Origin of the sequence: Streptomyces sp. SAI-127 (genome assembly GCF_029894425.1) — a bacterium.
Lineage (GTDB): Bacteria > Actinomycetota > Actinomycetes > Streptomycetales > Streptomycetaceae > Streptomyces.
Genome location: NZ_JARXYJ010000001.1, coordinates 3,464,500 through 3,489,711, shown reverse-complemented (window position 1 = coordinate 3,489,711; position 25,212 = coordinate 3,464,500). Strand labels below are relative to the sequence as shown.

Annotated in this window: 25 protein-coding genes and 1 pseudogene; 19 read left to right on the top strand and 7 right to left on the bottom strand. The window is 70.3% G+C overall.

Going from position 1 to position 25,212, the window contains the following annotated elements:
* The first annotated feature begins 30 nt into the window (after positions 1–30).
* The 5 genes from M2157_RS15765 (at position 31) to M2157_RS15745 (ending at position 5,612) form a co-directional block, all read left to right on the top strand.
* Positions 31–1,038 carry an ABC transporter permease gene (locus M2157_RS15765; protein ID WP_280862458.1) on the top strand — a complete coding sequence of 336 codons (1,008 nt, stop codon included), beginning with the start codon at positions 31–33 and terminating at the stop codon, positions 1,036–1,038.
* On the top strand, positions 1,035–2,126 hold the full coding sequence (locus M2157_RS15760; protein ID WP_280862457.1) for an ABC transporter ATP-binding protein: 1,092 nt from the start codon (positions 1,035–1,037) through the stop codon (positions 2,124–2,126). The genes M2157_RS15765 and M2157_RS15760 overlap by 4 nt, the downstream gene beginning before the upstream one ends.
* Positions 2,123–3,442 (top strand): dipeptide ABC transporter ATP-binding protein, encoded by a 1,320-nt coding sequence (locus tag M2157_RS15755; protein ID WP_280865540.1) that lies wholly within the window; start codon positions 2,123–2,125, stop codon positions 3,440–3,442. Before M2157_RS15760 ends, M2157_RS15755 begins: the two co-directional genes overlap by 4 nt.
* A 98-nt stretch (positions 3,443–3,540) precedes the next feature.
* Complete coding sequence (locus M2157_RS15750; RefSeq protein ID WP_280862455.1) at positions 3,541–4,932, top strand: M1 family metallopeptidase; 1,392 nt, start codon at positions 3,541–3,543, stop codon at positions 4,930–4,932.
* Between the two features lie 23 nt (positions 4,933–4,955).
* Positions 4,956–5,612: a trimeric intracellular cation channel family protein gene (locus tag M2157_RS15745; protein WP_280865539.1), complete on the top strand. Its 657-nt coding sequence runs from the start codon at positions 4,956–4,958 to the stop codon at positions 5,610–5,612.
* Here M2157_RS15745 and M2157_RS15740 read toward each other — a convergent pair.
* A complete protein-coding gene (locus tag M2157_RS15740) occupies positions 5,521–6,741 on the bottom strand; it encodes an alpha/beta hydrolase-fold protein (protein WP_280862454.1) in 1,221 nt (406 codons plus the stop codon). The genes M2157_RS15745 and M2157_RS15740 overlap by 92 nt on opposite strands.
* A gap of 145 nt (positions 6,742–6,886) precedes the next feature.
* Between M2157_RS15740 and M2157_RS15735 the strand changes: the two genes are divergently transcribed.
* From M2157_RS15735 to M2157_RS15725, 3 genes are all read left to right on the top strand, one after another.
* Positions 6,887–7,741: a thioesterase family protein gene (locus tag M2157_RS15735; protein WP_266527257.1), complete on the top strand. Its 855-nt coding sequence runs from the start codon at positions 6,887–6,889 to the stop codon at positions 7,739–7,741.
* A gap of 78 nt (positions 7,742–7,819) precedes the next feature.
* On the top strand, positions 7,820–8,824 hold the full coding sequence (locus M2157_RS15730) for a YafY family protein (RefSeq protein ID WP_280862453.1): 1,005 nt from the start codon (positions 7,820–7,822) through the stop codon (positions 8,822–8,824).
* A gap of 114 nt (positions 8,825–8,938) precedes the next feature.
* Positions 8,939–9,322, top strand: coding sequence for a hypothetical protein (locus tag M2157_RS15725; protein WP_266527263.1), 384 nt, complete (start codon positions 8,939–8,941; stop codon positions 9,320–9,322).
* A gap of 74 nt (positions 9,323–9,396) precedes the next feature.
* Here M2157_RS15725 and M2157_RS15720 read toward each other — a convergent pair whose 3' ends face one another.
* Positions 9,397–10,023, bottom strand: a complete 627-nt coding sequence (locus tag M2157_RS15720; protein ID WP_266527266.1) for a TetR family transcriptional regulator — start codon at positions 10,021–10,023, stop codon at positions 9,397–9,399.
* Positions 10,024–10,156: 133 nt separating this feature from the next.
* Between M2157_RS15720 and M2157_RS15715 the strand changes: the two genes are divergently transcribed.
* The 3 genes from M2157_RS15715 to M2157_RS15705 all read left to right on the top strand — a co-directional run bounded on the left by M2157_RS15715 (position 10,157) and on the right by M2157_RS15705 (position 11,859).
* Positions 10,157–10,321, top strand: coding sequence for a hypothetical protein (locus M2157_RS15715; protein ID WP_280862452.1), 165 nt, complete (start codon positions 10,157–10,159; stop codon positions 10,319–10,321).
* 35 nt (positions 10,322–10,356) lie between these two features.
* Positions 10,357–10,623 carry a DUF4190 domain-containing protein gene (locus tag M2157_RS15710; RefSeq protein WP_280862451.1) on the top strand — a complete coding sequence of 89 codons (267 nt, stop codon included), beginning with the start codon at positions 10,357–10,359 and terminating at the stop codon, positions 10,621–10,623.
* 66 nt (positions 10,624–10,689) lie between these two features.
* Positions 10,690–11,859 (top strand): cysteine desulfurase family protein, encoded by a 1,170-nt coding sequence (locus tag M2157_RS15705; protein ID WP_280862450.1) that lies wholly within the window; start codon positions 10,690–10,692, stop codon positions 11,857–11,859.
* A 230-nt stretch (positions 11,860–12,089) separates the two neighbouring features.
* On the opposite strand, the gene M2157_RS15700 is transcribed toward M2157_RS15705, so the two are convergent.
* On the bottom strand, positions 12,090–12,713 hold the full coding sequence (locus M2157_RS15700) for an NAD(P)-binding domain-containing protein (protein WP_280865538.1): 624 nt from the start codon (positions 12,711–12,713) through the stop codon (positions 12,090–12,092).
* A 54-nt stretch (positions 12,714–12,767) separates the two neighbouring features.
* Positions 12,768–13,406, bottom strand: a pseudogene (locus tag M2157_RS15695) (SDR family oxidoreductase).
* Between the two features lie 172 nt (positions 13,407–13,578).
* Here M2157_RS15695 and M2157_RS15690 point away from each other — a divergent pair.
* Positions 13,579–14,490 (top strand): LysR substrate-binding domain-containing protein, encoded by a 912-nt coding sequence (locus tag M2157_RS15690; protein WP_280865537.1) that lies wholly within the window; start codon positions 13,579–13,581, stop codon positions 14,488–14,490.
* 96 nt (positions 14,491–14,586) lie between these two features.
* Here the strand turns inward: M2157_RS15690 and M2157_RS15685 are convergent, their stop codons facing one another.
* Positions 14,587–15,252 carry an N-acetylmuramoyl-L-alanine amidase gene (locus tag M2157_RS15685; RefSeq protein ID WP_280862446.1) on the bottom strand — a complete coding sequence of 222 codons (666 nt, stop codon included), beginning with the start codon at positions 15,250–15,252 and terminating at the stop codon, positions 14,587–14,589.
* Positions 15,253–15,312: 60 nt separating this feature from the next.
* Here M2157_RS15685 and mnmA point away from each other — a divergent pair, with 60 nt between their 5' ends.
* Entirely contained in the window at positions 15,313–16,437 is a 1,125-nt protein-coding gene (mnmA, locus tag M2157_RS15680; RefSeq protein WP_280862444.1) for a tRNA 2-thiouridine(34) synthase MnmA, read from the top strand.
* A 105-nt stretch (positions 16,438–16,542) separates the two neighbouring features.
* Here the strand turns inward: mnmA and M2157_RS15675 are convergent, their stop codons facing one another.
* Both M2157_RS15675 and M2157_RS15670 read right to left on the bottom strand, forming a co-directional pair.
* A complete protein-coding gene (locus tag M2157_RS15675; RefSeq protein WP_280865536.1) occupies positions 16,543–17,325 on the bottom strand; it encodes an alpha/beta hydrolase in 783 nt (260 codons plus the stop codon).
* Positions 17,326–17,362: 37 nt separating this feature from the next.
* Positions 17,363–17,686, bottom strand: a complete 324-nt coding sequence (locus M2157_RS15670) for a DUF427 domain-containing protein (protein ID WP_057616345.1) — start codon at positions 17,684–17,686, stop codon at positions 17,363–17,365.
* 50 nt (positions 17,687–17,736) lie between these two features.
* On the opposite strand from M2157_RS15670, the gene M2157_RS15665 reads away from it, so the two are divergent.
* The 6 genes from M2157_RS15665 (at position 17,737) to gatC (ending at position 25,207) form a co-directional block, all read left to right on the top strand.
* The gene (locus tag M2157_RS15665) at positions 17,737–18,276 is read left to right on the top strand and encodes a TIGR00730 family Rossman fold protein (RefSeq protein ID WP_280862442.1); all 540 of its coding nucleotides are present in this window, start codon (positions 17,737–17,739) and stop codon (positions 18,274–18,276) included.
* A 23-nt stretch (positions 18,277–18,299) separates the two neighbouring features.
* Positions 18,300–18,989 carry an SDR family oxidoreductase gene (locus M2157_RS15660; RefSeq protein ID WP_057616349.1) on the top strand — a complete coding sequence of 230 codons (690 nt, stop codon included), beginning with the start codon at positions 18,300–18,302 and terminating at the stop codon, positions 18,987–18,989.
* Between the two features lie 61 nt (positions 18,990–19,050).
* Entirely contained in the window at positions 19,051–20,052 is a 1,002-nt protein-coding gene (locus M2157_RS15655) for a methionine synthase (RefSeq protein ID WP_280865535.1), read from the top strand.
* A 15-nt stretch (positions 20,053–20,067) separates the two neighbouring features.
* A complete protein-coding gene (ligA, locus tag M2157_RS15650) occupies positions 20,068–22,260 on the top strand; it encodes an NAD-dependent DNA ligase LigA (RefSeq protein ID WP_280862441.1) in 2,193 nt (730 codons plus the stop codon).
* Positions 22,261–22,532: 272 nt separating this feature from the next.
* Positions 22,533–24,773: a bifunctional diguanylate cyclase/phosphodiesterase gene (locus tag M2157_RS15645; RefSeq protein WP_280862440.1), complete on the top strand. Its 2,241-nt coding sequence runs from the start codon at positions 22,533–22,535 to the stop codon at positions 24,771–24,773.
* Positions 24,774–24,910: 137 nt separating this feature from the next.
* Positions 24,911–25,207, top strand: coding sequence for an Asp-tRNA(Asn)/Glu-tRNA(Gln) amidotransferase subunit GatC (gene gatC, locus M2157_RS15640; protein WP_007384860.1), 297 nt, complete (start codon positions 24,911–24,913; stop codon positions 25,205–25,207).
* The last annotated feature ends 5 nt before the right edge of the window (positions 25,208–25,212 follow it).

Sequence of the window (25,212 nt, the reverse complement as noted above, 5' to 3'; positions counted from 1 at the left end):
CGCGGCCCGCGGGCACCAGCGCCGGTCCCCGTGATCTCGTACATCCTCCGTCGGACGTTCGCGGCAGTGATCCTGCTGCTGGTCGTCACCGCGGTCACCTTCGCGATCTTCTTCCTGCTGCCGCGGATGGCCGGCCAGACCGCCGACCAGCTCGCGCAGCAGTACATCGGAAAGAGCCCGACGAAGGCCGACATCCTCGCCGTCAAGCAGAACCTCGGTCTGGACGACCCCCTGTATCTCCAGTACTGGCACTTCATCAAGGGGATCGTGTCCGGCGCCACCTACAACCTGGGCCCCACCACCGCTCACTGCGACGCGCCCTGCTTCGGCTACTCCTTCAAGAACCACGTCGAGGTCTGGCCGCAGCTCACCTCGCGCCTTCCGGTGACCGTCTCGCTGGCCGCCGGTGCCGCCGTGATGTGGCTGGTGTCCGGCGTGGTGATCGGCGTGATCTCCGCGCTCAAGCCCCGTAGCTTCTTCGACCGCGCCTTCATGGGCGTCGCGCTCGCCGGTGTCTCGCTGCCCATGTTCTTCACGGGCAACCTGGCGCTGCTGCTCTTCACCTACCAGTGGCCGATCTTCGGGCGAACCTACGTACCGTTCACCGAGAATCCGGCCCAGTGGGCCAACACACTCTTCCCGGCCTGGTGCTCGCTGGCGCTGCTGTACTCCGCCATCTACGCGCGGCTGACCCGTTCGGGCATGCTGGAGACGATGAACGAGGACTTCATCCGCACGGCCCGCGCCAAGGGCCTGCGGGAGCGCAATGTGGTGGCCCGGCACGGGCTGCGGGCCGCGCTGACCCCGATCATCACCGTCTTCGGCATGGACCTGGGCCTGCTGCTCGGCGGCGCCGTGATCACCGAGACGGTGTTCTCGCTGCCCGGCATCGGCCAGTACGCGGTGCAGGGCATCACCGACAACGACCTGCCCCCGATCCTCGGCGTCACCCTGCTCGCCGCCTTCTTCGTCGTGATCGCAAATCTCCTGGTGGACCTGTTGTACGCCGCCGCCGACCCGCGGGTGAGGCTCTCGTGACCGAACTCTCCAAGACCGGTGCCGCCCTGGGCGAGCCGGCTCCCGGGAACGCTCCCGACGCCTTCCTCGCGGTCCGCGACCTCAAGGTGCACTTCCCGACCGACGACGGCCTGGTCAAGTCCGTCGACGGGCTCAGCTTCCAGGTGGAGAAGGGCAAGACCCTCTGCATAGTCGGCGAGTCGGGCTCCGGCAAGTCCGTCACCTCGCTGGCGATCATGGGCCTGCACCGGCTCGGGGCGCGCGGCAAGAACGTCCAGATGTCCGGCGAGATCTGGCTGGACGGCAAGGAACTGGTCTCCGCCGACCCCGACGAGGTGCGTCGGCTGCGCGGCCGCGAGATGGCGATGATCTTCCAGGACCCGCTGTCCGCGATGCACCCGTACTACACGATCGGCAGCCAGATCGTGGAGGCGTACCGCGTCCACAACGACGTCAGCAAGAAGATCGCTCGCAAGCGGGCGATCGAGATGCTCGACCGGGTCGGCATCCCCGAGCCGGACAAGCGCGTCGACGGTTACCCGCACGAGTTCTCCGGCGGTATGCGCCAGCGCGCGATGATCGCCATGGCGCTTGTCAACAACCCCGAACTGCTCATCGCGGACGAGCCGACGACCGCCCTCGACGTCACCGTCCAGGCGCAGATCCTCGACCTCATCCGGGATCTGCAGAAGGAGTTCGGCTCCGCGGTCGTCCTCATCACCCACGACCTGGGTGTGGTCGCCGAGATCGCCGACGACGTACTGGTGATGTACGGCGGCCGGTGCGTGGAGCGGGGCAGTGTCGACGACGTCTTCGAGCGGCCGCAGCACCCGTACACCTGGGGTCTGCTCGGCTCGATGCCGCGTATCGACCGGGAGACCTCCGAGCGGCTCATCCCCGTCAAGGGTCAGCCGCCGAGCCTCATCAACGTCCCCTCGGGCTGCGCCTTCCACCCCCGCTGCCCGTACGCGGACATCCCCAAGGGCGATGTCACCCGTACCGTGCGCCCGGAGCTCCAGCAGGTCGGCGGCGGGCACTTCTCCGCGTGCCACCTCTCGCCGGAGGACCGCACGCGGATCTGGACCGAAGAGATTGCGCCGAAGCTGTGAGTGAGACGAAGAAGACGGACGCGGACGTGACGGCCGCCCCCGACGAGCGCGAGATACTGCTCAAGGTCGAGGGCCTCCAGAAGCACTTCCCGATCCGCAAGGGCGTCCTCCAGCGCCAGGTCGGTGCGGTCAAGGCGGTAGACGGCATCGACTTCGAGGTGCGCAAGGGCGAGACCCTCGGCGTGGTCGGCGAGTCGGGCTGCGGCAAGTCGACCATGGGCCGGGTCATCACCCGCCTCCAGGAGCCGACCGGCGGTTCGATCCACTTCGAGGGCCAGGACATCACGCGGCTGAACGCGGCCGGGATGCGTCCGCTGCGGCGGGACATCCAGATGATCTTCCAGGACCCGTACGGCTCCCTGAACCCCCGGCACACCATCGGCGGAATCGTCTCGGCGCCGTTCCGGCTCCAGGGCGTGGAGCCCGAGGGCGGGGTGAAGCAGGAGGTCCAGCGCCTGCTGGAGCTGGTCGGACTGAGCCCCGAGCACTACAACCGCTACCCGCACGAGTTCTCGGGAGGCCAGCGCCAGCGCATCGGCATCGCGCGCGCACTGGCCCTGAAGCCCAAGCTGGTGGTGGCGGACGAGCCGGTCTCGGCCCTCGACGTGTCGATCCAGGCGCAGGTCGTGAACCTGATGGACGACCTCCAGGAGGAGCTCGGCCTCACCTACGTGATCATCGCGCACGACCTGTCCGTCGTACGGCATGTCTCGGACCGCATCGCGGTGATGTACCTCGGCAAGATCGTCGAACTCGCCGACCGCACCTCGCTGTACGAGGCGCCGATGCACCCGTACACCAAGGCCCTGATGTCGGCGGTCCCGGTGCCGGATCCGAAGCGCCGCGGCACCAAGTCGGAGCGCATCCTGCTGCGCGGCGACGTCCCGTCCCCGATCTCCCCGCCCTCGGGCTGCCGCTTCCACACCAGGTGCTGGAAGGCCACGGAGATCTGCAGGACGACGGAGCCCCAGCTGATCGAGCTGCGCCCGGGCCAGCGCGTGGCCTGCCACCACCCGGAGAACTTCGCGGACCAGGCCCCGCAGGACACCGTGCTCCTGTCGGTGGCCAAGGAGGCGGCCGCGCTGGTCGCCGAGGAGGTCCTGGCGGAGTCGGCGGAGACGTCGGCCGCGGTGGCGGCGGTGGTGGAGGGCTCCCCGGAGACGGAGCCCTCCGATGAGGCGGCCGAGAAGCCCGTGGCCGAGGCCACGGCGGACGCCGAAGCCACGTCCGCGAAGACCGGCCCGGGAGCGAGGACCGCGCCCGCGACCGGCGTCCAGGAGGCGAAGGACGACGGTCAGGAGTCAACTGACGCGTAACGCATGACGAGTTGGCAAAGTCATGCACATGCCCGAACGGGAGAGTGAAGAGTCGTCCGTGTCCGACTTATCGGCGCACGCTCGAAAGGGACGACACCATGGGACTCTCCCGTTCGGCACGCTTAGGAGCCGTCGCGACCGCGGCGGCTTCCTTCTTTGTCATCGCGGCCTCCCCAGGCCCCGCCCCCGGCGCCCCCGGCGTGGGCGACCCCTACTTCCCGCTCCTCGGCAACGGCGGCTTCGACGCCCGCCACTACACCCTCGACGTGGCGTACAACCCGGACACCGACCGTCTGGACGGCCGTACGACACTCACGGCCCGCGCCACCCGGAACCTCTCGTCCTTCGACCTGGACCTCCAGAAACTCGAGGTCACGAGAGTCGAAGTGAACGGCAGACGCGCCCAGTTCACCCGTGACGGCGACGAGATCCGCATCACCCCGCGCCAATCCCTGCGCAAGGGCCACGACTTCACGGTCGCCGTCACCTACGGCGGCGTCCCCGAACCGCTCAGCGGCCCCATCGTCTTCGGCTCCGACTACGGCTGGATGAAGACCCCCGACGGCGTCTTCGTCGCCTGTGAACCCAACGCCGCCTCCACCTGGTTCCCGTCCAGCGACCACCCCTCCGACAAGGCCACCTACGACATCCGCATCAGAACCCCCAAGGGCCTGACCGCGGTCTCCAACGGCCGGCTCGTGTCGACGTACGACAAGGGCGGCTCGACGTACACCCACTGGCGCGAGAAGAAGCCGATGGCGACCTACCTCGCGACCGCCACCATCGGGAAGTTCGACGTCCGCACCGGGACGACCCCCGGCGGCATCCCCATCTACACCGCCATCGACCCGGTGCTGGAGAACAGCAACAACGTCGACGTGTACGGCGTGACCGCCGAGGCCACCGACTACTGGTCGCAGGTCTTCGGGCCGTACCCCTTCGAGGAGACCGGCGCGATCGTCGACGACATGCCGCAGGCGGGGTTCTCGCTGGAGGTGCAGTCGAAGCCGGTGTACTCGGCGGTGCGCAACGAGACCACGATCGTGCACGAGCTCGCCCACCAGTGGTTCGGCGACTCGGTCTCCGTCGCGCACTGGAAGGACATCTGGCTCAACGAGGGCTTCGCCACCTACGCCCAGTGGCTGTGGGCCGAGCACAAGGGCACCCGCAGCGCCCACGACTCCTTCCTCGCCGGCTACGCCGCCCGCCCCGCCGACAACCCGTTCTGGCAGATCACCGTCGGCGACCCGCAGCGCGACACGATGTTCGCGTCCGCGGTCTACCAGCGCGGCGCGATGACGCTCCAGGTGCTGCGCGAACGGATCGGCGACAAGGCGTTCTTCAGGCTGCTGCCGGCCTGGACCGAGCTCCACCGCTACGGCAACGCCGACACCGCCGACTTCATCCGGCTCGCGGAGAAGGTGAGCGGACAACAGCTGGACGACCTGTTCCGCACCTGGCTCTTCACGACGGGCAAACCGGCCCTGTAAAAGCCCCTGCGCGACAATGCGGTGTGCTCCAGCAACTGTTCAGCCCCTCCGTCCAGCACACGCTCGACCTCGTCGGCATCTTCGTGTTCGCCATCTCCGGCGCGCTGCTGGCCGTCCGCAAGAACTTCGACGTCTTCGGCATCGCCGTACTCGCCGAGGTCACCGCGCTGGGCGGAGGGCTGTTCAGGGACCTGATCATCGGTGCCGTACCGCCCGCCGCCTTCACGGACCTGGGTTACTTCATCACCCCGCTGCTCGCCGCCCTGCTGGTCTTCTTCCTGCACCCGCACGTGGAGCGCATCCAGGCCGGTGTCAACGTCTTCGACGCGGCCGGCCTCGGACTGTTCTGCGTCGCCGGGACGACGAAGGCGTACGAGTACGGGCTCGGCCTCACCCAGTCCGTCACCCTCGGTCTCGCCACCGCCGTCGGCGGCGGTGTCCTGCGGGACGTGCTGGCCAACGAGGTGCCCTCGCTGCTGCGGTGGGACCGCGACCTGTACGCGGTCCCGGCGATCGTCGGCGCCACCATGGTCGCCCTGTGCATCCGTCACGACGCCCTCTCTCCGTTCACCAGCGGGCTCGCGGCCCTCACCGCTTTCGTACTGCGCCTGCTTGCGATGCGGTTTCACTGGCGAGCACCGCGGGCGTGGAACCGGCGCTCGACCGTGCGTGAGGAGTAGTGCCCGCCCGGCCGTGCAGCAGCCCCATCTCCTCGGTCAGCCACTGGAACGCCGGGACCACCTGCGGCCGCCACAACGCCATGTTGTGGCCGCCCGCGCTCTTCGGGATGTAGACGACGTGCACGGTGGTCGGCGCCTTCGCGATCTGTTCGAGACCGGTGGCGGCCTCGTAGCCGTCGCCCGGCTGGCCGGACTGGTAGAGCGCGATCGCGGGTGGCGTGCGGGCCTCGCGCAGCAGCAGGTAGGGGTTGTTGGCGCGGCGCAGGGCGGGAGTCTCGGCGGCCAGCGAGTTGCGTTCGCCGATCGGGTCGTTGTAGCCCGACATGCTGACCGCGGCCCGGTAGCGGTCGGGGTGGGCGACGGCGAGCTTCGTCGCGCAGTGCCCGCCCGCCGAGTACCCGGCCACCGCCCAGCCCGCGGGACCGGCCTGGGCGCGGAGGTTGTCGGTGACCATCTTCGGCACGTCGACGCTGAGCCAGGTGTCGGCGTTGACCGTGCCCGTGATGTTGGCGCAGCCGGTGTCCACCCCGGCCAGCAGATTCATGCGCGGGGCGACCAGGATGAAGGGCGCCACCCGGCCCTCCCGCATCAGCGGCCGCAGCTGGTTCACCGCGTGCAGTGACCCGAACCAGGCCCTCGCCGAGCCCGGATAGCCCGACAGCAGCTCCACCACGGGGAATTTGTGGTGCCGGTAGGCGGGTGAGCCGTACTGCGGCGGCAGCCAGACGTAGACCTCGGCGTTCACGCCCGAGACCCGGCCCTTGAGCTGGGTCACCCGTACGCCGTTCATGCCGGGTCCGGTGGCCTTCGTGAAGTGCTGCTTCACTCTGGGCAGCCGTTTCAGCGAGATGCCGCCGGTGCCGTCGGCGCCGAGATTCGCGGCCTGCTGGACGTGGTTGCCGGTGCCGAGCAGGTCGGCCCAGTTGTCGTACAGGTTGTTCTGGTTGTTGACCACCGCGAAGACGAGGCCGACGGCCGTGCCCTGGGCGAACAGCACCATCAGTACGCGGGCGGCGGCGCGTGCCATCCGGGGGCCCCGCAGCCGCGACCACAGGGCGAGCGGCAGCACGAGGGCGACGACGGACAGCACGATCAGCGTGTAGAGGAACGCGGTCCCGGTGAGGCTCATGTCCCTGTAGAGGGGGATGCCGGGACGTGGGTTTACGGACGAGTACGGACACTTACCGAAGAATTGCCCGGGTCTCACCTGGACCGGCCTGTCGGTCGCACGAGAAAAGCTACCGCTTAGTAGTTTGTTGTTGTACCGTTCAGGCATGCCAGAAGCAGCCTCCGTCACGCGTGCCACCATCGGCGACAGCGAGTTCGACCGGGACACCGCGGTCACCCGCCGCGCACCCGGCGTCTACGACATCGACCTCTCCGCCGGCTGGACGATCATCAGCGCCGTCAACGGCGGCTACCTGCTGGCGGTCCTGGGCCGCGCCCTCGCGGACGCCCTGCCGCACGCCGACCCGTTCACGATCTCCGCGCACTACCTGACCGCGTCCCAGCCCGGACCCGCGGTGATCCGCACGGACGTGGTCCGCACCGGCCGCACCCTCTCCACCGGCCAGGCCTCGCTCTTCCAGTACGACGAGGAGGGCAAGGAGGTCGAGCGCATCCGCGTCCTCGCCTCCTACGGCGACCTCGGCTCCCTTCCCGACGACGTCCGTACGACGGCGAAGCCGCCCGCGTTTCCGCCCATGGACCAGTGCTTCGGCCCCGAGGACGGACCGGCCCCTGTCGACGGCAGTTCGGCCATCGCCGACCGGCTGATGCTCAAGCTGGACCCGTCGACCCTGGGCTGGGCCCTCGGCGCCCCGTCCGGCAAGGGCGAGATGCGGTCCTGGTTCGGGCTCGCCGACGGCCGCGACGCCGACCCCTTCTCGCTGCTCCTCGCGGTGGACGCGCTCCCGCCCACCGCCTTCGAGATCGGCATCAAGGGCTGGGTGCCCACGGTGGAGCTCACCGTCCACATCCGCTGCCGCCCGGCACCGGGCCCGCTGCGCGTCTCCATCACCACCCGCAACCTCGCCGGCGGCTTCCTGGAGGAGGACGCGGAGGTCTGGGACAGCGCGGACCGGTTGGTCGCGCAGTCGCGTCAACTTGCCCGGGTCAGGTTGCCCTGACCCACCCAGGGGGCGCGGGACTGCTTCGGTATGCGGCTCCGCCGCGGGGCGCGACCGGTCTCGCGAGATCCTGTCCCGGTGAAGTCCGACCGTCTCCTGTCGATCCTGCTCCTGCTCCAGACCCGCGGCCGCGTGACGGCCTCCGAACTCGCCGCCCGGCTGGAGGTCTCCGTCCGCACCATCTACCGGGACATCGAAGCCCTCTCCACCTCAGGTGTCCCGGTCTACGCCGAGCGCGGACGACACGGCGGCATCGAACTCCTCGCCGGCTTCCGTACGGACGTCACCGGCCTGACGGCCGACGAGTCCCGCGCCCTGTTCATCCTGGCCGCCCAGGGCGCCCACGCGGCCCTCGGTCTGGACTCCGCCCTCGGTTCGGCGCTGCGCAAGGTGATGGCCGCGCTGCCCGCCCCGCACCGCCCGGCCGCCGAGGCCACCTCGCGCCGCATCCTGGTCGACGCCACCCGCTGGAAGGGCGGACCACAGCGGTCCGTGGACCTGGCGGCCCTGCAGGACGCGGTCTTCGCCGATCGGCGGCTGCGGCTGCGCTACCGGCACAGCGGCGAGCGGGAGACCCGCACGTACACAGTCGACCCGTACGGCCTCGTCGCCAAAGCGGGTATCTGGTACCTGGTCGCCGACCGGCGGGGCCTGCCGCGGCTGTTCCGGGCGGACCGGGTGCACTCCGCGGCTCTTCTGGACGACCCCGTGAAGCGCCGGCCAGGTGTCGAACTCGCCGACGTCTGGGAGGTGTTGCGCCGCCAGGTCGAGGAGCGAACCAGCGGCATCGACGTCACCGTCCGGGTCCGCCGCGACCGACTCGACCTGTTTCTGCGGCTGATGGCCCCCTACCTCGCCGAACTCCCCGAGGACGGCGGCGACAGCGCGTGGGTGACGGCCCGGCTGTCCCTCGGTGAGGTCGGCGAGGCCCGTCAACTCCTGCAGTTCTCCGACCGGGTGGAGGTGCTCTCGCCGCCCGAGGTGCGTGAGGAGGTGGCCCGCGCGGCCGCCTCTGTCACGGGCTTGTACCAGCGAGTAGGGCGAAGACCGGGGGAGAAGTCCAGGTCGGGCGGGGTGCTTTAGCCGCGCTTTGCCCTGCGCACAGGCAGGGGACAGCGCGGCCTCAAGAAAGGCCTAAGGGCCGTTGGTTGAGTTCCGGGCCTCAGGACTTCCTCATCCTCCCTGGAGCTGTCTCTCATGAAGCGTGTGCGTCTTCTCCCCGCCGTGGCCCTGTTGGCGCTCTCGCCCCTCGCCCTGGTGGCCTGTGGCTCGGGCGACTCTTCGTCGACCTCGAACAGCGGTAACTCGGGCGGGCAGCAGAACTGTCAGGCGCCCACCGGCAACGCGTCCGGCATGCCGAGCGGTGCCCCCTCGGGCGCGCCCACCGGCAACGCCACCGCACAGCCGTCGGGCGCGCCCAGCGGCAACCCCTCCGGCATGCCGAGCGGCGGGCCAGGCGGCGGCCAGGGTGGTCAGGGCGGCCCCGGCGGCGGCATGGGCGGCTGCGGTGGTCCCGGCGGCGGCGCGGCCCCGAGCGGTGCGCCCAGCGGCGCGCCGAGCGCGGCGGCGACGAAGAGCTGACCCTGACGGCGTACGGCAGGGGCGGTGCTCCCGGTGAACGGGGGGTGCCGCCCCTGTGCGTTGCCGGACCGGCCCTAGTCCAGCCAGTGTTCGCGGCCGATGCTGATCAGACGCATCTGATGCTCCGCCACCTGGCAGACGCGCTCCCGCTCCTCCGGTGACGCCTCCAGGGCCTCCAGGAACAGTGAGGCCGTGATCAGCATCTGGTCGACGTACAGGTTGGCAAGCATCAGCAGGTCGTCCTCGCTCCAGCCCTCGGACACCGGGTCCTTGGCCAGTTCGTCCTTCACCTCCTGCCCGAACCGGGCGAGTTGGTCCCGGATGGCCTCCCGGACCGGCTGGACACCGCCATGTCGCTCCCGGGCGATAAAACGGACATGAGCGGGGTACGCGTCCACATGGCCGGCGATCAACTCGATCGCCCGCTTGATGCGTTGACCGTGGTCGTCGGCCGCGGACACCGTCGTCCGGATCATCGGGTGCAGGCTGCCCAGCGCCTCCTCGACGAGAGCCGCGCCGAGATCCGCGATGGAGCGGAAGTGCCGGTAGAAGGCGGTCGGAGCGACGCCGACGGCGCGCGTGACCTCGCGCAGGCCCAGGCTGCTCAGGCTCTGCTCCTCCAGCAGGGCCAACGCCGCGTCCAGGAGCGCCTGTCGGGTCTTCTGCTTCTGTGCCTGCCGGATGCCGAGGGTGTGACTCATGTCATCCAGTTAACAACTGTTCTCCGTAATTGGAAAGGCGTGTGACGCGCTAGACTCTGGAGTCAGTGAACAACTGTAACTACAACTGTTCACCCAAACGTAACGACAGCCAACTCGGAGGGGGATCCGTCCCATGCTGTTCCTCGTCGCCGCACTCATGCTGCTCGGCGTCGTCCTGGGCACCGTCGCCCACGCGCCGCTCACCTTCACCGCCGTCGCCGCCGTCGTGATCGCCGCCTGGCTGGGCATCTTCGCGCTCCGCGAGCGCCACTCCCGCCGCCGCACCTCGGCCCACTGACCCCCGCCCCACCGTCCCCAGGAGCACTGATCACCATGCAGCTCACCGCGCAGGCCACCTCCCGCACCGGCACCCGCGATGCCGACGGCATGGCCGTGGCGTCCTTCGTCCTCGGCCTCCTCGGCCTTCTCGTCCTGAATGTCTTCCTCGGCCCCATCGCCATCGTCCTGGCCTCGGTGGCCCTGTGGCGCGGCACCGCCCGCCGCGGCCGTGCCTACCTGGGTCTCGGCCTCGGAGTGGCCGACCTGCTGGTCCTGGTGGCCTTCATGCAGCTGGACAGCACGCCGTCCTGGAGCTTCTGAACCGGCCGGCACCGGCCGGTCCTGGCCTGAGGGTGCTCACATGCGACCCGTAGAATCGGCGTCACCATGGCATACCTCGACCACGCCGCGACCACCCCGATGCTCCCCGAGGCGGTCGAGGCACTCACCGCGCACCTCGGCGCCACCGGCAACGCCTCTTCCCTCCACGCATCCGGCCGCAGGGCCCGCCGCACGGTCGAGGAATCCCGCGAGACCCTCGCGGAGGCGCTCGGCGCCCGGCCCAGCGAGATCGTCTTCACATCCGGCGGCACGGAGGCCGACAACCTCGCCGTGAAGGGCCTGTACTGGTCCCGGCGCGACGCGGACCCCGCAAGGACGCGGGTTCTCGCGAGCCCCGTCGAACACCACGCCGTCCTCGACGCCGTCCACTGGCTCGGCGAACACGAGGGCGCCACCGTCGAGTACCTCCCCGTCGACAAGTACGGCCGGGTCCACCCCGACGCCCTGCGCGCGGCGATCGCCCGCGACCCCGACGACGTCGCCCTGGCCACGGTCATGTGGGCCAACAACGAGATCGGCACGGTCCTGCCGGTCCGCGAACTCGCCGACGTCACCGCGGAGTTCGGTGTCCCGCTGCACGCCGACGCCGTCCAGGCCTTCGGCCAGGTCCCCGTCGACTTCGCCTCCTCCGGCCTCGCCGCGATGACGGTCTCCGGTCACAAGATCGGCGGCCCGTACGGCATCGGCGCCCTGGTCCTCGGCCGCGAGTGGACCCCCGTCCCCGTCCTGCACGGCGGCGGCCAGGAGCGCCACGTCCGCTCCGGCACCCTCGACGTCCCCGCCGTCGCCTCCTTCGCGGTGGCCGGCCGTCTCGCCGCCGAGCAGCGCGAGTGGTTCGAGCTCGAGATCGGCGCCCTGCGCGACGCCCTGGTCGAGGCGGTCCGTACGGCGGTCCCGGACGCGATCCTCGGCGGCGACCCGGCGCCCGGGGGCCGTCTCCCGGCCAACGCCCACTTCACCTTCCCCGGCTGCGAGGGCGACTCCCTGCTGCTGCTCCTGGACGCCCAGGGCATCGAGTGCTCCACCGGCTCCGCCTGCACCGCGGGCGTCGCCCAGCCCAGCCACGTCCTGCTGGCCACCGGCACCGAGCCCGACCTGGCCCGCGGCACCCTCCGCTTCTCCCTCGGCCACACCTCCACCGAGGCGGACGTCGAGGCGGTCGCGAAGGCCATCGGCCCGGTCGTGGAACGCGCCCGCGCGGCGGGGCTGACGTAACGCCGCCGCAGCGGGACACTCCGGGCGTGAACCTCGTATCCCAGGTCTTCGCCCTGCTCGCGGCCCTGACCCACCTCGTCGTCGGCGCGCTCGAGCGCTTCTCGTGACCGAGCCGCCACGGATCCAGGAGGATGCCTACGGCTACGCGACGAGCGTTCTCGAAGGGCCCCTGTCCGTCAACCATTGTCAGGGCGCACGGCGCTGTTCGCCGAGTGCCCGGCCCCAGGGGCTCAGCCGGTGAATTCGTCGACGCCGAGGGCGAAGTCCCAGTGGCCGACCCCGTTGCGGGCGAGACCCACCGTGACCAAGCCCATTCCTTCCAGCCAGTGCGCCATCTTCAGGCCGCCGACGTCCAGCGGGCGCAGCCCGAGGCTCTCGATGAACGCCGCCACGCCCGCCTTGGCCTGCGCACTGTCGCCGGCGATGAAGACGTTGGGCCGGCCCTTCTCCAGGACATTACGGAAGATGGTGTTGAACGCCTTCACCACGTCGGCGCCGGCCGGGGCCACCTTGGCCACCTCCTGCGCGATCGAGGTCTCCTCGCTGTGGGCCAATCCGTCGAACGTGGCGTTGAAGGGGTTGCTGATGTCGACGATGACCTTGCCGGCGAGGGCGTCTCCGTACTCGGCGACGACCGGAACGACACCGTCGTACAACAGGGCCGTGATGACGATGTCCCCGGCCGGGACGGCGCCCCACGTGCCCGTCGTCGCGCCGCCGCCCAGAGCCTTGGCCAGGTCATCGGCCTTGGACTGATCGCGTCCCATGACCTCGACGGTGTTGCCGCCCGCCACCGCGAGCGTGCCGATGGCACGGGCCATGTTCCCCGTACCGATGAGGGTGATGCTGCTCATGAGGTGTGCTCTCCTCTGTTGTGGGGTGTGCCCACGGAATTCCTGGTGTGTGGTTCAGATGGCGGTGGTGCCGCCGTCGGCGACCAGTTCCAGGCCGTTGACGTAGCTGGAGTCGTCGGAGGCGAGAAACAGGGCGACGGTGGCGATTTCTTCGGGGCGGCCCATCTGTCCGCGGGGGATGAGGGACTCGAATGCGGCCCTGGTCGCCTCGTCGAACAGTTCTTCCTGCTTGGCGGTGGCGACCTGGCCGGGGTCAGGACGTTGACCCGGATCTTGCGATCGCGCAGTTCGTTGAGCCAGACGCGGGCCCAGGCCTGCTGGACGGCTTTGCTTCCCGCGTAGAGGCTCCAGCCGGGCTCAACGCACGCGGCACCCTGTTCACCGTGCTTCCTCGGTGATCTCGCCCAGGACGGCGGACTCGCCCATCCCGGCGCTGGCCCACAGCACGTCGATCGAGCCCTTTTCCCGCTTGACGGTGTCGTACAAGCGGTCCAGGTCGTCAAGTTCGGCCGCGTCACCCTGGACGGCGGTGACGTTGCGGCCGATCACCTTGACGGCGTCGTCCAGTGCTTCCTGCCGCCGGGCCTGGATGAAGACGTGCGCTCCTTCCTCGACGAACAGTCTGGCGCCGGCCAGTGCCATGCCGGTGGATCCGCCGGTGATCACCGCTACCTTGCCATCGAGCTTTCCCACGATCACTCCGTTGAATTGATGGATATCTGAAATCGGGTGCTCGAATTCTTGTGCAGAATTCGCTTCGGCCCCAACAGGTGCCTATTCAGATTGCCATTGGCCTGAGTGTGGTGTCCAAGACCTCTTTTAGCCGTGGTGATACCCTGAAGGCATCACCAGGCTGGGAGGCGCCATGGATCTGGACCTGCGCAAATTGCGTTACTTCGCCGCCGTGGCCGACCAGTTGCACTTCGGCCGCGCCGCCGATGAACTGCATATCGCGCAGCCGGTGCTCAGCCGGCAGATCCGCGCGCTCGAGCAGGACCTCGGCGCCTCGCTGTTCACCAGGGATCGCCACGGCGTGGCGCTGACCGACGCGGGCCGGCAACTGCTGGCCGACGCCGGTCCGCTGCTCGCCTCCGCGCACGCGGTCCGCCGCCGCGTGTCCGTGGCAGCCCGTGGCAGCCGGCGGCTGATGGTCGGTTTCCGGGCCGGCATCCCGGTCATCCCGGCGGCGCGGGCGTTCGAGGCCCGGCACCCGGACGTGGTCGTGGACGTGCAGCGGATCGAAGCGGACGAGCAGGCCCCGATGCTGCTCGACGGCCGCATCGACGTCGGCTATGTGCGGCTGCCCATCGACGAGGCCGGCCTGCGCGTCACCCCGCTGTACACCGAGCCGCGGGTGGCGGTGCTGCCCGTCGGTCACCGGCTGGCCGGCAAGGAGGAGGTCACCGAGGCCGACCTGGCCGGCGAACCGCTGGTCTGGCATGCCGACCCGAGCACGCAGCCCACCAGGCGCCCGCACCCCAACGCCGGCTACCTGGTGCGCGGGGTGGACGAGACGCTCGAGCATGTCGCGGCCGGCCGGGGCATCTCGTTCCTGGCCCGTTCGGCGTCCGTGTTCTCCTCACACCCGGACGTCGTCTATGTGCCCATCCCGGAGCTGGCACCCGACCAGGTGTGCCTCGCGGCGGCGGCATCGCGCACCTCGCCACTGGTCGATGACTTCTTCACCGCGGCTCAGGAGACGGCCGAGATCACGGCAGAATGTGGAAACCATGAAATGTGGCAGCTTGGAAGCGATGCCGTTTCAAAGCGCGGTTGAGCAGGGAATTGTCGGGCAATTCCGCGAGACGCTTCCACGCCTCGATCTCAATCTGAATTCTCGATCTCACCGAGCACGCGAAGAATCCGCGCTGCACTAGGCGGAGGCACTCGGTACCTTCCGCACCAGCCGCATGTACCGGTCCCAGTCCCAGTGCTCGCCCGGGTCGGTGTGATCCGTGCCCGGCACCTCCACATGGCCGATGATGTGCTCGCGGTCGACGGGTATGGCGTACCGCGCGCATATCCCGGCCGTGAGCCGCGCCGAAGCCGCGTACATCTCGTCCGTGAAGTCCTCGGGCCGGTCGACGAATCCCTCGTGCTCGATGCCCACACTGCGTTCGTTGTAGGCGCGGTTGCCCGCGTGGTACGCCACGTCCAGCTCGCGGATCATCTGCGTGATGTGCCCGTCCTTGCGGACGATGTAGTGCGCGGCCGCGCCGTGCCCCGGGTCCTGGAACACCTCCACCGCGCTGGCGAAGCTGCCCTGGGTGACATGGATGACCACCATGTCTATGCCGTAGTCGTCGGGCCGGTCCGCCCGCCGCCAGTTCGCGTCGGAGGCCGCCACCCACTGCGCGCCGCGGAAGTCGACCGCGCCCTGGACGCGCGGTTTCTCCACACCCGGCGCCCGCCACCACAACCGCGCCAACTCGTCGCGGGCCAGCACCGCCGAGCCCACGGCCGCCGCCGTCCCGCCGATGAGCAGTGCCCTGCGCCCGATGCGACGGTCGCCGTCCGCGGATGCCTGTTTCTCCCCCATGTGATCGTCAACGGATACTCGTGGGCTTCGGTTCCCGCGCCCCCGTACCCTTGAGGGGTTATGACTGACACCACGCCGCGCCCTCTTCGTGTACTCGCCGCCATGTCCGGGGGAGTCGACTCCGCCGTCGCCGCCGCCCGCGCCGCCGAAGCCGGCCATGATGTGACCGGCGTCCATCTGGCGCTCTCCGCGAACCCTCAATCGTTCCGCACGGGCGCGCGTGGCTGCTGCACCATCGAGGACTCGCGCGACGCCCGCCGCGCCGCCGACGTCATCGGCATCCCGTTCTACGTCTGGGACCTCGCCGACCGCTTCCGCGAGGACGTCGTCGAGGACTTCGTCGCCGAGTACGAGGCCGGCCGCACCCCCAACCCCTGCCTGCGCTGCAACGAGAAGATCAAGTTCGCCGCCCTGCTCGACAAGGCGCTCGCGCTCGGCTTCGACGCGGTGTGCACGGGCCACTACGCGAAGGTCGTCACGCTCGCGGACGGCTCCCGGGAGCTGCACCGCGCCTCCGACATGGCGAAGGACCAGTCGTACGTCCTCGGTGTCCTGGACGAGAAGCAGCTGGCGCACGCCCTGTTCCCGCTCGGCGACACGGTCACCACCAAGGACGAGATCCGCGCCGAGGCCGAGCGCCGGGGTCTCGCGGTCGCCAAGAAGCCCGACTCGCACGACATCTGCTTCATCGCCGACGGCGACACCCAGGGCTTCCTCGCCTCGCGCCTCGGCAGGGCGGAGGGCGACATCGTCGACGAGTCGGGCGCGAAGATCGGCTCCCACGAGGGTGCGTACGGCTTCACCATCGGCCAGCGCAAGGGCCTCAGGATCGGCACCCCGGCCGCCGACGGCAAGCCGCGCTATGTCCTCGACATCTCACCGGTGAACAACACGGTGACGGTCGGGCCGGCCGCCGCGCTGGACGTGAACGCCCTGACCGCGATCAAGCCCCGTTGGTGCGGCGCCGCCCCGACGGGCCCCAACACCTACACGGCCCAGCTCCGCGCCCACGGCGGCGAGACCGAGGTGACCGCGGAGTTGGTGGACGGCGAGCTGCGGGTGTCGTTCGTGGAGCCCGTCCGCGGGGTGGCCCCCGGCCAGGCCATCGTCCTGTACGACGACACACGCGTGGTGGGTTCGGCGACGATCGCGTCCACGGTGCGGGTGACGGCGGGAGTGGCCTGAGACCCCGGCGGCATACGGGCACGGCCCCGGCACCGCAGGTGCCGGGACGTGTACGGGATCGGTCCGGATCCGGCGCGTCTGAGCGCCGCCACGGGTGGCTGATGGTCAGCCCGCGAAGAACTCCGCCAGGACCGGTCCGAGGGCCGTCGGGTCCACCATGTGGGTCTGGCCCTCCAGGACGCGGTACGAGCCGTTCGGCGCCGCCTCCGCGACCGCCCTGGTGCCCTCGCGCATCCACTCGGGGCTCGCGCCGCCCGCGACCGCCAGCAACGGGACCGTGATCGAGGCCAGCCGGTCCCGGGGGACCAGACCGCCGGCCATGACCGAGTTGTCGTAGGCCAGCGTCGGGGCGACCGTCTCCATGCCGGGCCACATGGGCGACTGGCGGGCGCCCTGGATCATCCCCTCGCCCATGCCGGTGAGCCGCAGGAAGAGCTCCACCGCGTCCCCGCGCCGCCCCTCGGCGAGCGCTGCCGTCAGCTGCTCGGTGTACTCGGCGTTCCGCTCCGCGCCGCCGTCCATGAAGTCGGCGTACGGCGTCTCGTACACGGCGGCCCGGCGCACCGGCAGTCCGCTCGCCGCGGCCTCCAGGACCAGCGCACCGCCGGACGAGATGCCGCACAGGCACGCCTCGCCGCCCGCCGCCTCGATGAGCGCGGCGAGGTCCTCGACCTCACGGGCCACCGCGTAGGGGGCCGTGTCGCCGCTCGCGCCGCGGCCCCGGCGGTCGTACACGAGGACGTCGAACCGCTCGGACAGCGGCACGGCCAGGGGCGCGACCGTGCCGCCGGTGGACATCGCGCCGCTGACGAGGATGACCGCCGGGCCGTGTCCGGTGCGTTCGTACGCGATCGGCGTGCCGTCGCGCGAGAGGATCTTCTTGTCCATGCCTGTGGAGACTGCCGCACAGCACGCACATCATCGGTCAGGACACGTCGACCTCGTAGAAACAGAGGTGGTCCTTGATCTCCGCGACGGCGGGCTTCGGCTCGGGATAGGACCACACCAGGTCGGGCGCGTCCGGCAGGGACCAGTAGGACGCGGTGCCCTTGAAGGGACAGTAGGTGTGGGTGTCGGAGGGGGTCAGCAGGTCGAGTCGTACGTCCTCGGCGGGGAGGTAGTACCGCACGGGAGAGCCCGTCTCTCGCAGCACGAGGGGGCGTTCGCTCTCCGCGAGGACCTGGTCGCCGTGCACCACGCGCACGTGCTGGTCGGCTTGCTCGATGGTGATCGTGTGTCCTTCAGCCATACCGGGAAAGCGCTCGCGGGCCCCCGGTTCTTCCCGCGTACGGTGACCTCATGCGAATCTGCGTCTTCCTCTCCGCCGCCGACCTCGACGACCGCTACACGCGCCCCGCGCGGGAGTTCGCGAAGCTGCTGGGCAAGGGCGGCCACATGCTCGTGTGGGGCGGCTCGGACGTGGGCCTCATGAAGGTGGTCGCCGACGGGGTGCAGGAGGCGGGCGGACGGCTCGTCGGAGTCTCCGTGCAGTTCCTGGCCGCCAAGGTCCGCCCGGGCGTCGACGAGATGGTGATCGCGAAGGACCTCGCCGAAAGGAAGAAACTGCTCCTGGAGAAGGCCGACGCCGTGGTGATCATGGTGGGCGGCACGGGCACGCTCGACGAGGCGACCGAGATCCTGGAGCTGAAGAAGCACGGGCACACCGAGAAGCCGGTGGTGCTGCTGAACACGGCGGGCTTCTACGACGGGTTGAAGGACCAGTTCCGCCGCATGGAGGACGAGGGCTTCCTGCCCCGCCCGCTCACCGACCTGGTGTTCTTCGCGGAGGAGCCGGTGGGGGCGCTGGCGTACCTGGAGGAGTCGCTCGGTACGCGCTGACGCCGTGATGCGAGCATGGCGGCATGGCGACACATGTGATCACCGGAGCGGGCTCCGGCATCGGTGCGGCGGTGACCCGCCGTCTGCACGCGCGCGGGGACGAACTCGTGCTGCACGCGCGTGACGCGGGCCGGGCGAAGGAGCTGGCGGCGGAGTTCCCCGGGGCGCGGACCCTGGTCGGAGACCTGGCCGACCCCGACAAGCTGAGCTGGGCCTTCTCGCACCAGTCGCTGCCGGACCGGGTGGACTCCCTGCTGCACATCGCGGGTGTGGTCGACCTCGGCCCGGTCGGTGAGCTGACCCCGAAGACCTGGCGCCACCAGCTGAACGTCAACCTGATCGCTCCGGCCGAGCTGACCCGCCACTTCCTGCCCCAGCTCCGGACGGCCCGGGGCCATGTGGTGTTCGTGAACTCGGGCGCGGGCCTGAATGCGCACGCCGATTGGTCCGCCTACGCCGCCTCCAAGCACGGTCTCAAGGCCCTGGCGGACTCCCTGCGCCACGAGGAGCACGCGAACGGCGTCCGCGTCACCTCGGTCTACCCAGGCCGCACGGCGAGTCCCATGCAGGCCAAGGTCCACCAGCAGGAGGGCAAGGACTACGACCCCGCGCGATGGATCGACCCCGAGTCGGTCGCCACGACGATCCTGACGGCGATCGACCTGCCGCGGGATGCGGAGATCAATGACCTGACGGTGCGCCCCGGTCGCTGACGGTTCCGTGGGGGCGAGAACCATGCGAGAACCACGCCGCTCACCTACGTAGGCTTCACACGTGACCGCAGACCTTCGTTTCGCCCCCGCCACCGGCATCGGCTCCCTCCCCGGCGGCGACGCCCGTGAGGCCGCCAGGACCGCCACCGGCTCCTTCGAGGACTTCCCGTTCCTGCCCGAACTGCCCGCCCGCGGCCCCGGCGCCGACATGATCGGCCGTACCGCCGGAATGCTCGTCGAGCTGTACGCGCGCGTGGAGCCCAGTGGGTGGCGGATCGGGGACCGGCCGGGGCGGGACACCAAGCGGGCGCGGTCCTGGCTGGGGGAGGACCTCGACGCGCTGGAGGAGTTCACCCAGGGGTACGAGGGGCAGCTGAAGGTGCAGGCCGTCGGTCCCTGGACGCTGGCCGCCACGCTGGAGCTGCGGAACGGCGAGGTAGCCCTCTCCGACCCCGGCGCGTGCCGGGACCTCGCCGGCTCGCTGGCCGAGGGGCTGCGCCTGCATCTGGAGGAGGTCCGCAGGCGTGTCCCCGGGGCGCAGATCGTGCTCCAGCTCGACGAGCCGTCCCTCGTCGGCGTCCTGCGCGGGCAGGTGAGGAGCGCCAGCGGGTACCGCACCCACCGGGCCGTCGACCGGCAGGTCGTCGAGGCCGGCCTGCGCGACCTCGTCGGGGTTCACGCGGGCGGCCCCGTCGTGGTCCACTCGTGCGCACCGGACGTCCCCTTCGCCCTGCTGCGGAGGGCGGGTGCGGCGGCGGTCTCCTTCGACTTCTCGCTCCTCACCGAGCGTGACGACGACGCGATCGGCGAGGCGGTGGAAGGGGGGACGAGGCTCTTCGCCGGTGTCGTGCCCGGCACGGACACGGCATTGTCAGACCCTGCCGGTAGCGTCATGGGTGTCAGGACGCTGTGGCGCAGGCTGGGGCTGCATCCGGGACTTCTCGCGGAGGCGGTCACGGTCACTCCGTCGTGCGGGCTCGCGGGGGCCTCCCCCGAGTACGCGCGCAAGGCTCTCGCCCACTGCGCCCAGGCGGCGAGGTCCCTCGCGGACAACCCAGAGTAACGGGAGGACAACACGGTGGCCGGCGACAAGCAAGCGGAGACGACGGTGCCCGCCGAGGCACGGGAGAAGCACGCGCAGCTCGCTGAGCAGATCGAGGAGCACCGCTTCCGGTACTACGTGAACGACGCGCCGGTCATCAGCGACGCCGACTTCGACAAGCTCCTGCGCTCCCTCGAGTCCCTCGAGGACGAGTACCCCGAGCTGCGCACCCCCGACTCGCCGACCCAGAAGGTCGCGGGGGCGTACGAGACCGACTTCACGTCCGTCCAGCACCGCTCCCGCATGCTCTCCCTGGACAACGCCTTCAGTGACGAGGAGTTGGCGGCCTGGGCCGAGCGGGTCGCCAAGGACGTCGGCACCACCGACTACCACCTGCTGTGCGAGCTCAAGGTCGACGGCCTCGCCGTCAACCTCACCTACGAGCACGGCCGCCTCACCCGCGCGGCGACCCGCGGCGACGGCCGCACCGGCGAGGACATCACGCCCAACGTCCGCACGATCGCCGAGATCCCGGACCGCCTCACCGGCGACAAGGTCCCCGACCTCGTGGAGATCCGCGGCGAGGTCTACTTCCCGATGGAGAAGTTCGAGGAGCTCAACGCCCGCCTGGTCGAGGCCGGCGACAAGCCCTTCGCCAACCCGCGCAACGCGGCGGCCGGTTCGCTGCGCCAGAAGGACCCGCGTGTCACCGCCACCCGCCCCCTCCACATGGTCGTGCACGGCATCGGCGCCCTGGAGGGCTTCGACGGCATGACCCGCCTCTCCCAGGCCTACGACCTGCTCAAGTCCTGGGGCCTGCCCACCGCCAAGCACAACAAGGTGGTCGACGGTCTCGACGGCGTACGGGAGTTCATCGCGTACTTCGGCGAGAACCGCCACTCCGTGGAGCACGAGATCGACGGTGCCGTCGTCAAGCTCGACGAGATCCCCCTCCAGGGCCGCCTCGGCTCCACCTCCCGAGCCCCCCGCTGGGCGATCGCGTACAAGTACGCCCCCGAAGAGGTCAACACCAAGCTCATCAACATCCGCGTGGGCGTGGGCCGTACGGGCCGGGTCACGCCGTACGCCCAGGTCGAGCCGGTGACGGTGGCCGGCTCGGAGGTCGAGTTCGCCACCCTGCACAACCAGGACGTCGTCAAGCTCAAGGGCGTCCTCATCGGCGACACCGTGGTGCTGCGCAAGGCCGGTGACGTCATCCCGGAGATCCTCGGCCCGGTGGTCGACCTGCGCGACGGCAGCGAGCGTGAGTTCGTGATGCCGAGCGAGTGCCCGGAGTGCGGTACGGGCCTGCGCCCCATGAAGGAGGGGGACGTCGACCTGCGCTGCCCCAACGCCCGGACCTGCCCCGCCCAGCTGCGCGAACGTCTGTTCTACCTCGCGGGCCGCAAGTCGCTGGACATCGAGCACTTCGGGTACGTCGCGGCCGCGGCCCTGACCAAGCCGCTGGAACCCTCGGACCCGCCGCTGACCGACGAGGGCGACCTGTTCGACCTGACCATCGAGCAGCTGCTGCCCATCAAGGCGTACGTCCTCGATCAGGACAGCGGTCTGCCCAAGCGTGACCCGAAGACCGGCGAGGAGAAGATCGCCACCGTCTTCGCCAACCAGCAGGGCGAGCCCAAGAAGAACGCCGTCGCCATGCTGGAGAACATCGCGGCCGCCAAGGAGCGCCCGCTCGCCCGCGTCCTCACCGGTCTGTCGATCCGCCATGTCGGCCCGGTCGCCGCCGAGGCACTGGCGCGCAACTTCCGCTCGATCGACCGCATCGAGCAGGCGAGCGAGGAGGAACTGGCGAACACCGACGGCGTCGGGTCGATCATCGCCAAGTCCCTCAAGGAGTGGTTCGCGGAGGACTGGCACCAGGAGATCCTGCGCAAGTGGAAGGCCGCGGGTGTGCGCACGGAGGAGGAGGGCTCGGGGGAGGACGAGGGTCCGCGTCCCCTCGAAGGGCTCACCGTCGTCGTCACCGGCACCCTGGAGCGCTTCACCCGCGACGGAGCCAAAGAGGCGCTGCAGACCAGAGGGGCGAAAGTCACCGGTTCGGTTTCGAAGAAGACGTCTTTCGTCGTCGTAGGTGACAATCCGGGTTCTAAGTACGACAAAGCGATGCAACTCAAGGTGCCTGTTCTGAACGAGGACGGCTTCGACGTACTGCTGGAACAGGGCCCCGAAGCGGCCACCGATGTGGCACTTCCCACGCAGGAGTAGCGAGCAGCGGCGGTTGAAGGCCACCCGATCGGCGCATACCAGAGGCATACGGGTGGGCGGGGCGCATTCGGGCAACCGTCGACGACCGCTGCCCGTGGAAGCCTTCTGCGGCCTACTGTTGAGATGTGCGCCTGCCGTGCCCAGCTGCGGTCGGGGCATCCCCTTGCTCCTGAAGAGCAAGGGGAAGGTTTTTCCAACGCGGCGCCGTCGAGGGTTTTGTCGGGCGAACGAGCCGCGTGGCGTGGGCACCGCCGGCTGTGAGAGGGACGGGAATGGAACCGACCGAGAGCGCCGCCCCAGACTCACGGCTGCGCCTGCGCCGGCTCACCGGCGCATGGCGGGCGAGCCGCTGGGCCGGGCGGCCTTCGGAGCGTCCGGGCGCGGAGAGGCGCGCCGCAGGACAGTACAGCGCGGCCGGCGGCCCCGGTACGGCACAGCTCACCGCCGAGCGCGCCCCCGGTATGCCGGACTCCGACCCTGACCGACAGCTGTCCTGGCCCGCCCTGCCCACAGCGGTCGTCTCGGCGGCCGGATTCGTGCTGGGCGCGGGCTTCTACCGGGCGTTCACCGGCGGCCACGCCCTCTTCCCGTCCGGCACCGTCGGCTGGTCGCTGGCCGTGCTGACCGGCGTCATCGTCGGCCATCTGGTCGCCCTCGGCCGGGCCCGCTGGTGGGGTGGCACCGGCTCGGGCGCCGCCCTCACCCTCGCCGTCCTGCTGCTGTACGGCTGGGTGCCCGCCGGGATGGTCAGCCTCACCGTCGTCCTGCTGGTCGGCATAGCCCGGCGCCACCGCTGGCGGCAGGGCATCCTGCACGGCGCGGTGGACATGCTCGGCATAGCCACCGGCGCCCTGGTCATCGCGCTGTTCGGTCAGTCGCCGTCCGTCGAGACCCCCTGGAACCCCGACACCTGGACCTTCTACACCGGCCCCGAGGTGGTCCTGGTCGCCATCGCCTACCTCGCCGTCACCCGGGCCCTGGGCTGGTATCTGCACTCCTCCCGGCACGCCGGTCTGCCCACCGTGGCCCGCACCGCCCTGGTCAGACAGGGCCTGGTCGCGGTCGCGCTGCTCGGCATCGCCCCCCTGGTCTGCGTGGTCGCCGCCGCCAAACCCGTGCTGCTCCCGCTGTTCGCGATCCCCCTCATCGCCCTCGACTCCACGCTGTGGATGGCCCGGGCCCGCGCCGAGGAACAACTGCGCGACCCGCTGACCGGACTGCCCAACCGGCAGTGGCTCCTGGAGCGCATCTGGTCCGCCCTGGACGACGCCGAGCGCATCGGCGCCCGGTCCGCCCTGATGCTCATCGACCTCGACCGCTTCCGCTCGGTCAACGACACCCTGGGTCACCTCGCAGGTGACCGGCTGCTCCTGCAGATCGCCGACCGGCTGCGGGTCGCGCTGCCGCGCGGGGCGGAGGCGGCGCGGCTCGGCGGCGACGAGTTCGCCGTCTTACTGCCGGTCGCCGACTCCACGACCTCCGCGACCCGGGTCGCCCGCAACCTGGTCGCGGCCCTCAGCTCCCCGCTCGATCTCGACGGGCTGACCCTCGTCCTGGAGGCCAGCGCCGGGGTCGCCGTCTTCCCCGACCACGCCGTGGACGCCGAGGGACTGCTGCGGCGGGCGGACGTGGCGATGTACCAGGCCAAGCGGGACCGTACGGGCGTGGAGGTGTACGAGTCCAAGCGGGACTCCAACACCCCGGACCGGCTCGGGCTGCTCGGCGATCTGCGCCGGGCGCTGGACGCGCACGAGGTGCAGCTGCACTACCAGCCCAAGGTCCGCTTCGACGGACAGGTCGCCGGTCTGGAGGCCCTGGTGCGCTGGGTGCATCCGGAGCGCGGGAAGGTACCGCCGGACGAGTTCATCGCGATTGCCGAGTCGTCCGGACTGATGCCCTACCTCACCGAGTACGTCCTCGACACGGCTCTCGCCCAGGTCGCCGAGTGGCGGGCGCACGGCCTGTTCGTCCCGGTGGCGGTCAACGTCTCGCCGCGTGACGTCCACACCCCGGGCTTCGCCGGCTCGGTGGCCGCGCGCCTCGCCCGGCACGGCGTGCCCGCGGGAGCCCTCCAACTGGAGATCACCGAACACGTCCTCCTCGAGGACCCCTCGCGGGCCGCGGACACTCTCGCCGCACTGACCGGCCACGGCGTCAAGATGTCCCTGGACGACTTCGGCACGGGCTACTCCTCCCTGGTCCACCTGCGCCGCCTCCCCGTCAGCGAACTGAAGATCGACCGTTCGTTCGTGGCCAAGCTGGCCGTCGACACCGAGGACGCGGAGATCGTCCGCTGCACGGTCGACCTCGCGCACTCCCTGGGCCTCCTGGTCGTGGCGGAGGGTGTGGAGGACGACGAGACCTGGGAGCGGTTGCGCGACATGGGCTGCGACGCGGTACAGGGCTGGCTGGTCGCAGCCGCGATGCCCCCGGAGGAGACGACGGCGTGGCTCCTGGCCAGGGGATCGAGGGGCTGGCAGCGGCCGAGGGCCGCGCTGCCGGCAGCGGAGTGACGTAGCGGCCCAGGTGTGTGAGAGCCCCCTTCAGGGGCGCGGGGAACCAGCTGCGGGGGAAACCGTTTAACGGCCTGAGGCCCCCGCCCCATAGGATTGGCCCCAAACCACACGCACTCACCCCAGAGGATCGCTGCATGCCTGGCATCACGCGCGAGGAGGTCGCCCACCTCGCACGGCTGGCGCGTCTGGAGCTGAAGCCCGAAGAGCTCGAGCACTTCGCGGGACAGCTGGACGACATCATCGGCGCGGTCGCACGCGTCAGTGAGGTCGCCGACCAAGACGTACCGCCGACCTCGCACCCGCTCCCGCTGACGAACGTCATGCGCGCGGACGAGGTCCGTCCGTCGCTCACCCCCGAGCAGGCGCTCTCCGGCGCCCCGGCCCAGGAGCAGCAGCGTTTCAAGGTGCCGCAGATCCTGGGGGAGGACTAACCGCC

Bases quoted from the DNA above. Each gene is read 5' to 3' on its own strand.
- M2157_RS15750 (WP_280862455.1), top strand. From the start codon at position 3,541: ATGGGACTCTCCCGTTCGGCACGCTTAGGAGCCGTCGCGACCGCGGCG.
- M2157_RS15740 (WP_280862454.1), bottom strand. From the start codon at position 6,741: ATGAGCCTCACCGGGACCGCGTTCCTCTACACGCTGATCGTGCTGTCC.
- M2157_RS15735 (WP_266527257.1), top strand. From the start codon at position 6,887: ATGCCAGAAGCAGCCTCCGTCACGCGTGCCACCATCGGCGACAGCGAG.
- M2157_RS15725 (WP_266527263.1), top strand. From the start codon at position 8,939: ATGAAGCGTGTGCGTCTTCTCCCCGCCGTGGCCCTGTTGGCGCTCTCG.
- M2157_RS15720 (WP_266527266.1), bottom strand. From the start codon at position 10,023: ATGAGTCACACCCTCGGCATCCGGCAGGCACAGAAGCAGAAGACCCGA.
- M2157_RS15715 (WP_280862452.1), top strand. From the start codon at position 10,157: ATGCTGTTCCTCGTCGCCGCACTCATGCTGCTCGGCGTCGTCCTGGGC.
- M2157_RS15710 (WP_280862451.1), top strand. From the start codon at position 10,357: ATGCAGCTCACCGCGCAGGCCACCTCCCGCACCGGCACCCGCGATGCC.
- M2157_RS15705 (WP_280862450.1), top strand. From the start codon at position 10,690: ATGGCATACCTCGACCACGCCGCGACCACCCCGATGCTCCCCGAGGCG.
- M2157_RS15700 (WP_280865538.1), bottom strand. From the start codon at position 12,713: ATGAGCAGCATCACCCTCATCGGTACGGGGAACATGGCCCGTGCCATC.
- M2157_RS15690 (WP_280865537.1), top strand. From the start codon at position 13,579: ATGGATCTGGACCTGCGCAAATTGCGTTACTTCGCCGCCGTGGCCGAC.
- M2157_RS15685 (WP_280862446.1), bottom strand. From the start codon at position 15,252: ATGGGGGAGAAACAGGCATCCGCGGACGGCGACCGTCGCATCGGGCGC.
- mnmA (WP_280862444.1), top strand. From the start codon at position 15,313: ATGACTGACACCACGCCGCGCCCTCTTCGTGTACTCGCCGCCATGTCC.
- M2157_RS15675 (WP_280865536.1), bottom strand. From the start codon at position 17,325: ATGGACAAGAAGATCCTCTCGCGCGACGGCACGCCGATCGCGTACGAA.
- M2157_RS15670 (WP_057616345.1), bottom strand. From the start codon at position 17,686: ATGGCTGAAGGACACACGATCACCATCGAGCAAGCCGACCAGCACGTG.
- M2157_RS15665 (WP_280862442.1), top strand. From the start codon at position 17,737: ATGCGAATCTGCGTCTTCCTCTCCGCCGCCGACCTCGACGACCGCTAC.
- M2157_RS15660 (WP_057616349.1), top strand. From the start codon at position 18,300: ATGGCGACACATGTGATCACCGGAGCGGGCTCCGGCATCGGTGCGGCG.
- M2157_RS15645 (WP_280862440.1), top strand. From the start codon at position 22,533: ATGGAACCGACCGAGAGCGCCGCCCCAGACTCACGGCTGCGCCTGCGC.
- gatC (WP_007384860.1), top strand. From the start codon at position 24,911: ATGCCTGGCATCACGCGCGAGGAGGTCGCCCACCTCGCACGGCTGGCG.